The 8215-nt window shown below is 40.6% G+C and carries 6 protein-coding genes and 2 pseudogenes; 7 read left to right on the top strand and 1 reads right to left on the bottom strand.

Annotation, left to right across the window (positions count from 1 at the left end; translation table 11 throughout):
- Positions 1 to 224: 224 nt before the first annotated feature.
- Together rfbG and rfbH are read left to right on the top strand one after the other, a co-directional pair.
- Complete coding sequence (gene rfbG, locus O9334_RS07940; protein WP_045358461.1) at positions 225 to 1343, top strand: CDP-glucose 4,6-dehydratase; 1119 nt, start codon at positions 225 to 227, stop codon at positions 1341 to 1343.
- 74 nt (positions 1344 to 1417) lie between these two features.
- Positions 1418 to 2758 (top strand): lipopolysaccharide biosynthesis protein RfbH, encoded by a 1341-nt coding sequence (gene rfbH / locus O9334_RS07935; RefSeq protein WP_287999793.1) that lies wholly within the window; start codon positions 1418 to 1420, stop codon positions 2756 to 2758.
- 244 nt (positions 2759 to 3002) lie between these two features.
- Here the strand turns inward: rfbH and O9334_RS07930 are convergent, their stop codons facing one another.
- Positions 3003 to 4184, bottom strand: a complete 1182-nt coding sequence (locus tag O9334_RS07930) for a transposase (protein ID WP_287999792.1) — start codon at positions 4182 to 4184, stop codon at positions 3003 to 3005.
- Here O9334_RS07930 and O9334_RS07925 point away from each other — a divergent pair.
- From O9334_RS07925 to O9334_RS07905, 5 genes and pseudogenes are all read left to right on the top strand, one after another.
- The gene (locus O9334_RS07925; protein WP_287999791.1) at positions 4155 to 5192 is read left to right on the top strand and encodes an NAD-dependent epimerase/dehydratase family protein; all 1038 of its coding nucleotides are present in this window, start codon (positions 4155 to 4157) and stop codon (positions 5190 to 5192) included. The two genes, O9334_RS07930 and O9334_RS07925, sit on opposite strands and share 30 nt — an antisense overlap.
- 1 nt (position 5193) lies before the next feature.
- Positions 5194 to 6141, top strand: a complete 948-nt coding sequence (locus O9334_RS07920; protein WP_066029961.1) for a glycosyltransferase family 2 protein — start codon at positions 5194 to 5196, stop codon at positions 6139 to 6141.
- Between the two features lie 48 nt (positions 6142 to 6189).
- Positions 6190 to 7479, top strand: a complete 1290-nt coding sequence (locus tag O9334_RS07915) for a glycosyltransferase 87 family protein (RefSeq protein WP_287999790.1) — start codon at positions 6190 to 6192, stop codon at positions 7477 to 7479.
- A 135-nt stretch (positions 7480 to 7614) separates the two neighbouring features.
- Positions 7615 to 7896: pseudogene (locus O9334_RS07910) on the top strand (Uma2 family endonuclease); the annotation flags it as partial.
- Positions 7897 to 7960: 64 nt separating this feature from the next.
- Positions 7961 to 8215: pseudogene (locus tag O9334_RS07905) on the top strand (hypothetical protein); the annotation flags it as partial.

Genomic DNA, 8215 nt, shown 5'->3' with positions numbered 1-8215 from the left:
GAGTTAGGGTGATGGGTTTAAGCCTTCACAAAGACTCTTTTCGGCGATTACTTGCAGAAAGCCGTTGAAATTAACTGAAAACCCGGTATAGCGAGTCTATTTGACTTGTGAACAATCGTAGCTCCCCTCTCCTTCTGGGATGAGCCTGATGGGTTTTGGCAGTGCATGGATACTTACCGAGAAATGGAAATACTCAATCACCTTGATGACACTGGACAAGCTAGATGGAAAATATGGTAAAAAAAGCATTTTGGTCGGGCAAAAAGGTCTTTATTACTGGTCATACTGGCTTTAAGGGGTCTTGGCTGGGGTTTTGGTTACTCCATTTGGGGGCAGAGGTAAAAGGCCTCAGTTTAGCTCCCAATACCACCCCCGCCTTATTTGACCAATTAGACTTAGCCCAGAACCTGAGTCATCATATAGGAGATATTCGAGAGCCTGAGTTAGTGACTCGTTTAATCGCTTCATGGCAACCGGATGTAGTCTTTCATTTAGCGGCACAACCCTTGGTGCGGCTTTCCTATCTTGAGTCGGTGGAAACGTGGAACACAAATGTTATGGGGACTATTCACGTTTTAGAGGCCCTCAAAAGCCTGACTCATCCCTGTGCCGCCGTGTTTATTACTAGCGATAAGTGCTATGAGAATCGGGAATGGGTCTATGGTTATCGGGAAAATGACCCCTTAGGGGGTTATGATCCCTATAGTTCTAGTAAGGCGGGGGCGGAATTGGCGATTGCGTCTTGGCGCAGTTCCTTCTTTAAAACCCCTCAAACCCCCATCGGCATTGCCAGCGCCAGGGCAGGAAATGTCATCGGAGGCGGAGATTGGTCTCTAGACCGGATTGTACCCGATGCAATGCGGGCCTTGATGAAGTCCGAAGCGATTCCGGTGCGGAACCCTCTAGCGACTCGTCCTTGGCAGCACGTTTTAGAGCCTTTAGGGGGCTATTTACGGTTAGCTGAGTCTATTTATGAGCAGTTGATGACGGCCAATTGGCAGCAAGACAGCCGGGGGTTATATGGGGCGTTTAATTTCGGTCCGGCTCTAGCCTCTAATCGCCCAGTTAAAGAGTTAGTTGAGTCTATCTTACAACTTTGGCCGGGGACTTGGCTCGATCAAAGTGATCCGAATGCTGTTCATGAGGCTAAATTGCTTAATCTAGTCACAGATAAGGCTTTCCATACCCTAAAATGGCAACCCGTCTGGGATTTTCGGCAAACCCTCAAGGAAACCGTGACATGGTATTATCAAGCGGCTCAAATAGACTCTGAAGATAAAGCACAATTCCAAGACCTTACTCGCCAACAAATCGAATATTATCAAAGTTGTCTGAGCGATTAGCGAACTCAAGGCTGATAATAGTCCAAATTAAGTAATAATTAAGTTCAAATTTCTCCCCTGAAAGGAAATTAACCATGACTGAATCTATTTCTCCCCCCAATACAAATACTGAAGCAGAACTGCGAGAGCAAGTCTTTCAAGCAGTACAAGAATATTATAAGCACAAATTTCAACCCCGGGCTTTTGTGGCGGGGCAGACCTATATTCCGGCATCGGGTAAGGTATTTGATGAGCAAGAATTAGTCAAATTAGTGGATTCTTCCCTAGATTTCTGGTTAACGACGGGCAGATATGCAGCAGAATTTGAGGAACGTTTTGCCCAGTGGATGGGGGTAAAACATTGTTTATTAGTCAATTCTGGCTCTTCGGCCAATTTAGTGGCTTTAAGTGCCTTAACTTCCCCTAAACTGGGGGAAAAACAACTTAAACCGGGGGATGAAGTCATTACCGTCGCCGCAGGTTTCCCGACTACAGTTAACCCCATCTTTCAAAATCAGCTAATTCCCGTCTTTTTAGACGTTAAATTACCCGGTTATGACCTCGACATCGAGCAGCTGGAATCGGCCTTGTCAGAGAAGACTAAAGCGATTATGATCGCTCATACCTTGGGAAATCCCTTTAATTTAGAAGCGGTGATGGCTTTTGCCGAAAAACATGACCTCTGGGTAGTTGAGGATAACTGTGATGCGGTGGGAAGTCTTTATAAAGGGCAAAAAACCGGCACCTTTGGGCATTTAGCAACGGTTAGCTTTTATCCCGCTCATCACATGACTATGGGAGAAGGGGGCGCGGTTTTAACCAGCGATACCCGCTTGAAAAAGATTGTCGAGTCATTCCGTGACTGGGGCAGAGATTGTTGGTGTCCTCCGGGGGTAGATAATACCTGTAATAAGCGCTTCGGTTGGCAGTTAGGAGATTTACCCTTCGGTTATGACCATAAGTACACCTATTCTCATGTGGGTTATAACCTAAAGATGACGGATATGCAAGCCGCCGTTGGGGTAGCGCAACTGGATAAATTGCCAGGATTTATCAAAAAGCGCCGGGAAAATTTCGACTTTTTGCATCAAAAGTTACAGGAGCTTCAAGATGTTTTAATTCTGCCTGAAGCCAGCCCCGATTCTGAACCGAGTTGGTTCGGGTTTCCGATTTTTGTCAAGGAAAATGCTCCTTTTAGCCGCAATGATTTAGTTAAGCATTTGGAGGAAAAACGCATCGGCACAAGGCTGTTATTTGGGGGAAATTTACTGCGACAACCTCTTTATAAGGGGTTAAATTATCGAGTTATTGGGGATTTAAGTAATGCCGATAAAATCATGAGTAGTGTTTTTTGGCTGGGCATTTATCCCGGATTAACCGAGGAGATGTTAACCTATGTAGCAACGACTATCCGAGAATTTTGTCATGGCCAATAAAATTCCCCAACTTTTGGGACAAAATTTCAGGTTAAGGAAAATATGGCGGCTCTTCTCGTTTCTGTGTGGAAGGAAGAAGAATAGGGATAATTTTACAGAAGTATAATCTTCAAAGTCTTGCTAGGCAAGACTTCTAGGAATGGTGCGCCCTGATTATTACAGAAAGTCGAGAAGACCCAAAATATGAAAGTATTGATTACCGGCTGACTGACGGACACATTTTTCAATACAAAGACAAGTACTGTTATGTGAAAGCCTCAAACTCCTGAATAAAAGAAAAGGTAATTTTGCCATAATAATCCTGACGAGCTTTGCGAGAAGCAAAACAGGGAAAAGGGTCAACAGAAAATAAGTGGTCAAGTCGCAAGAAGGGACGCGCCTTATGAACAACTCCCGCCAGCCAACGTAAACCAATTTTCAAATAACTCAAACCACGCCGAAAATGAGCATCAACCTGACGGCGAGAGCCAGATTGTTGAACCGCCATGCCAGTTAAAGTAGCAAAGAGAATAGAAATGGCAACAATGAGATAGAGACGTTCTAAACAAGCAGCAGAGCGAACACGAGAATGTTCCCCGTCAAAAACGCCCGATTTACTGTCGAGAAAGAGATGTTCAATGGGAAAACGAAGACCATACTGCCAGAAGGTGTCAAGGGTAGGAGGTTCATGGCTCAGAATTGCCCAATTATCCTTAACCCCTGGAACAGAGGCTAAAGCAAGATGAGCAGTGATTCTAGCCTCCTGCCAGACTTGAACGTTGCGATAAAAGCAGGCTTGCCGTTTGGGAGGATAGAGTTCTCTGACCTCATAGCCAAAACCCCGACGGCGAACACCGTAAATGAGGGTATCGCAAGGTAAGCGAAGACACCAATGCCAAGTATTTTTCCTGAGCCATTGAATTAATTGCTGATTGGCAAAGCCTCGGTCGGCTAACAGCATGACATTCTCAAAGCCCTGAAGATAGCCTTTGGCTCTGTCCAACAAGGGTTCGTATTTCTCAAAAGCTAGGCTGGCACTACCATGTTCTAATCCCATCCACATCAAGGGGACGGCTCTCCCCCCGCAGACCACCGCTAGATAGACAAAGCAGTATTGATTCCACAACAGAGTGGTATCTATTGCTAGATACAGTCTTTCCCCCTTCTCCTTCCAAGTCTCGATGGCTTTCAATATTAAGGGGATGTATATCTTTTCCACCGCTACTCTTCCATTCTGGCAAAAGCGATTCCACCGTCTCTGATAACTATTGGCTTGTTCGGCTCTGCTTTGTACAAAGGGTTCCCATCTGGCTTGATTGAGACTTTGACTACTGAGTAGGGCTGTCACCATCCAACTGAGGACGGTTAAATGTCTTTTATCCACAAATCGGCTTCCTTGTTCTAGATAGGAATAAACTTGGGAGAAGATTCTGTTCTCGGTTTTCATCTTGTAGGGATTCTTGCTTTTTCCCTATCTACCCAGATATTTTTCTTTTTGGCAACCCTTGTCTTGTCAGGTTTTGACCCACTTGTGTCCGTCAGTCAGGGTTTTGTTGGTTCCCATGTAGCAAGGCTTTTAATAGCCGAAGGGTGTGAGGTACACGCACTTGTGCGAGAAAACGGCGAACAATGGCGAATTCAAGATATTCTCCCATCACTACATTTATGGCAATCTGACTTAGTAGCATTTGAAACAGTGAATGCTTATTTACAGAAAATCAAGCCCGAATTGTGTATTCACTTAGCTTGGTATGTTGGGTCAGGAAAACAACTAAATTCTCGGGAAAACTTGAATTCATTCCAGGCAAGTCTCAATTTATTCTCTCAACTAGCTGAAGTAGGTTGTAAGCGGTTTGTGGGTATAGGGACTTGTTTTGAGTATGATTTCAATCTAGGATATTTTTCTGAATCAAGTCCGACAAAACCCATCACCTTATATGCAGCGACCAAGGTGGCACTATTCACTATTTTACAACAACTAGCCCAGAGCGCCGAAGTAGAGTTAACATGGGTTCGTTTGTTTTATCAGTATGGTCCAATGGAGGATGAGCGACGGTTAATTCCGTCGGTTATTTGTTCACTGCTGCGGGATGAAGTGGTAAAAACAACTAAAGGTGAACAAGTTCTGGATTTCCTTCATGTTGAGGATATAGCATCAGCAATTTGGGCAGTTGCTAAGAGCAACGTTTCAGGTGTAGTTAATGTTGGTTCTGGTCAACCTGTAACCGTTGGACAAATAGCACTTGAACTTGGTAATTTATTAGGTAAACCTGATTTAATTCATCTGGGTGCTTTACCTTACCGTCCCAATGATCCCATGTTTATTTGTGCTAATAATGAGTTGCTTAGAAAAAAGACCGATTGGACACCTAAATATAATTTAACGACGGGATTAAAAAATACAATTGAATGGTATAAAGACCATTTAAACATAAAGAAAATTGAGGAAATTTAAGATGAGTAAAAAATTAATTAGTGTTGTTACTCCTTGCTACAATGAACAAGATAATGTTGAGTTTTCATATACTGAGGTCAAAGAGATTTTTGCAAGATTAGGAAAATATGAATACGAGCATATTTTTATCGATAATGACTCTCAAGATAAAACAGTCAGTATATTAGAGCAAATCTCTCAAAGCGACTCTAGAGTCAAAATTATCATTAACGCTAGGAATTTTGGCTTTGTTCGTTCTACCTATTACGGCCTCTTACAAGGAACTGGAGATGCGGTTATTTTAGTCTTCGCCGATTGTCAAGATCCTCCCGAACTAATCGTCGATTTTTTAGAAAAATGGGAGGAAGGCTATCAAGTTGTTAAAGGAATTAAAAGATCTAGTCAAGAGAACTCTTTGGTCTATAGTGTGAGAAGATTTTATTATTTTTTAGTTAGAACCCTATCAGAAGAGATTGACTTAACTTCTAATTTTACCGGCTTCGGTTTATATGATCACAAAGTGATAGAAGCATTGCGTTTGATCGATGATCCTTATCCCTACTTAAAGGGTCTTATTTCAGAAGTCGGTTTTAAGAGTGCTAAAATCGAGTATCATCAGAAAGTCCGAAAACGAGGTAAGAGTAGTTTTAATTTTTATCGAATGTACGATCTGGCAATGCTGGGCATCACTACCTATTCTAATTTTCCGCTAAGATTGGCGACAATGATCGGGTTCGCTCTATCTCTAGTGAGTTTTCTGGTCGGTCTGGTGACTTTGATTTTGAAGCTTCTGTTTTGGAACCTTTTCCCCATAGGAATAGCGGCGATCATTATCGGATTGTTTCTTTTTTCTTCTGTACAGTTATTTTTTATAGGTATTTTAGGAGAATACATTGGTTTGATAAATAGACGAAGCTTAAAAAGACCTCTAGTGGTAGAGAGAGCGCGAGTCAACTTTGATATTAAATAGTGAACAGTATTTTTAGACAATTTCGTACCGAAATGAGAATTTATTAACATGGAACGCCATACTAAAATCAGATTTATTAGCACAATTATAGTTATAGGCTTTGCCATCGCCGTTTTTTATCACTACACGATGGGAGCTTATTTAGGCAATCAACATCCTCTTAATACTTTTTTATTTACACCTAACGATAAGTTTAATGACTTTTGGAACATGGTTAACTTTATCAAGGAACTTAATCCCTACAGAAGTGATGTTTATATTTTTGGTATATATTATCCATTGGGGGAGTTATTTTTCTTCCCGTTTACTCTATTTAAGAGCAGAGATTTAGCACTATTAGTATTTTTGAATATTTTTTTAGTCTGCTGGCTATTTTTCATAACCAAGAACTTTTCTCAGACTAATAGATTAGACAATTTTCGTGATATTTTTGTAATTTCCTTCATGAGCTATCCTTTTCTAATTACTATAGATAGAGCTAATGCAGAATTATATACTTTCTTGTTTTTATGTGGTTTTGCCTACTTTTATAATAGCTTCAATCACTATAAATCGCTTTTTGCCTTAATTTGTCTATCCCTAGCAATTGCCATGAAACCATTTCCAGCAATTTTTCTAGTCCTATTGGCAAGCGAAAAAAAGTGGAAAAATATCCTCTATGTAATTATATTTGCCGCATTAATAACTATTTTTTCTCTGCTGTGTTTTCAGGGAAGTATTTTAGAAAATATTCAAGGATTGAGAAGAAATCAAGCAATGTTTGTGAAATATTATGTGATCGGATCGGGAGGTTGGCCTTATGGGGTCAGTTTGTTCGGGTTGATCAAGGTTATTGCCGCTTTTGTCTTAAAGATTTCTAAAGATATTGGTATAATCTCATCATCAGATATAGTGCGAACATTTTTTGATTGGGTTTCACTACTTTTGAGACCCTATTCTGTACTATCGTTAATAATAGTAGGATTGGTAAGTTTATACATTCTGACTAAGGAGAAACTTTTCTGGAAAAAACTAGCTCTTTTAGTTTTTGTGATGAATGTTATCCCCCCCACATCAGGAGATTATCGACTGCTCAATCTTTTTATTCCTTTGGCTTTTTTTATTAATGAACCAAAGTCAAGTAAGTTTGATTTAGCCTATCTGATCCTGTTTGGTCTTTTGCTCATTCCCAAAAATTACTTTATTATTCCAGCCATGACCGATATCGGACTTAGCATAGGAGTTATTATTAATCCATTGTTAATGTTAATATTTGGGTTTTTGATTATTAAGGAAGGATTAAGTAAGACAACAAGAGATATACCCAAACAAAGCCTTGATAGGTCAGTTCGAGAATAAGTTTAACCTCATTGCCCAATTGTGAAAGACAATAGATAAAATATGACTAATCCTGACAATTGAGAGCGCTAGGGGTTGACATTGATGATAGTTTATGATAGGAAAGTAGCACCAGTTGTTCACCCCAACCAACCAATGGCTCAAGAAACCCTCCTAATTGCAGCTAACCCACTAGGGATCAAGCTACCACCGACCGAAGATGAGCTACCTTCTGATGATGGTATTCCCATGGAAACCCAGCGACACGGACTGCAAATGCAGTTATTAGTCAGACCTCTCTCCGGGTGGTTAAAAAACCAAGGACGAGAAGCGTTTGTGGGAGGCAATATGTTTGTTTACTTTAGCCCCAATCAAGTGCGTAACGAGGATTATCGCGGGCCTGATGTATTTGTCGTTGTGGACGTGCCTCGAAGAGACTGTCTTTTCCCTTACTTTTGTTAACTTCAATACTTCAAATTAAATTAGATAAATGAACAAAAATATGATCGATCAATGGTTCAAAGGAGTAGGAGCCTTCCTACTGATTTTTATTGATGTAAATTATCTTCTTACCACAAGATTTGGCAGCTTGAAAGGAAATGAAAGGTATGAGGCAATGTGGTATCTATTCATTTTAATTTCAATTATTGTTTTACCTATATTATTGGGTAAAGTTTTGAACTATTTAAGTTCTATTTTATCAAAAATAATCAATAATTGGCAAGTCACAAATCAAAGTCGTAATCTTGAGTTTTTA

Origin of the sequence: Microcystis sp. LE19-8.1F, assembly GCF_027531715.1 — a bacterium.
Lineage (GTDB): Bacteria > Cyanobacteriota > Cyanobacteriia > Cyanobacteriales > Microcystaceae > Microcystis > Microcystis wesenbergii_A.
The sequence above is the reverse complement of the archived record's forward strand: the minus strand, read 5'-3'. Positions and strand labels throughout refer to the sequence as shown.

Coding starts and splice junctions, on each gene's coding strand:
- rfbG (WP_045358461.1), top strand. CDS start 225: ATGGAAAATATGGTAAAAAAAGCATTTTGGTCGGGCAAAAAGGTCTTT.
- O9334_RS07930 (WP_287999792.1), bottom strand. CDS start 4,184: ATGAAAACCGAGAACAGAATCTTCTCCCAAGTTTATTCCTATCTAGAA.
- rfbH (WP_287999793.1), top strand. CDS start 1,418: ATGACTGAATCTATTTCTCCCCCCAATACAAATACTGAAGCAGAACTG.
- O9334_RS07915 (WP_287999790.1), top strand. CDS start 6,190: ATGGAACGCCATACTAAAATCAGATTTATTAGCACAATTATAGTTATA.
- O9334_RS07920 (WP_066029961.1), top strand. CDS start 5,194: ATGAGTAAAAAATTAATTAGTGTTGTTACTCCTTGCTACAATGAACAA.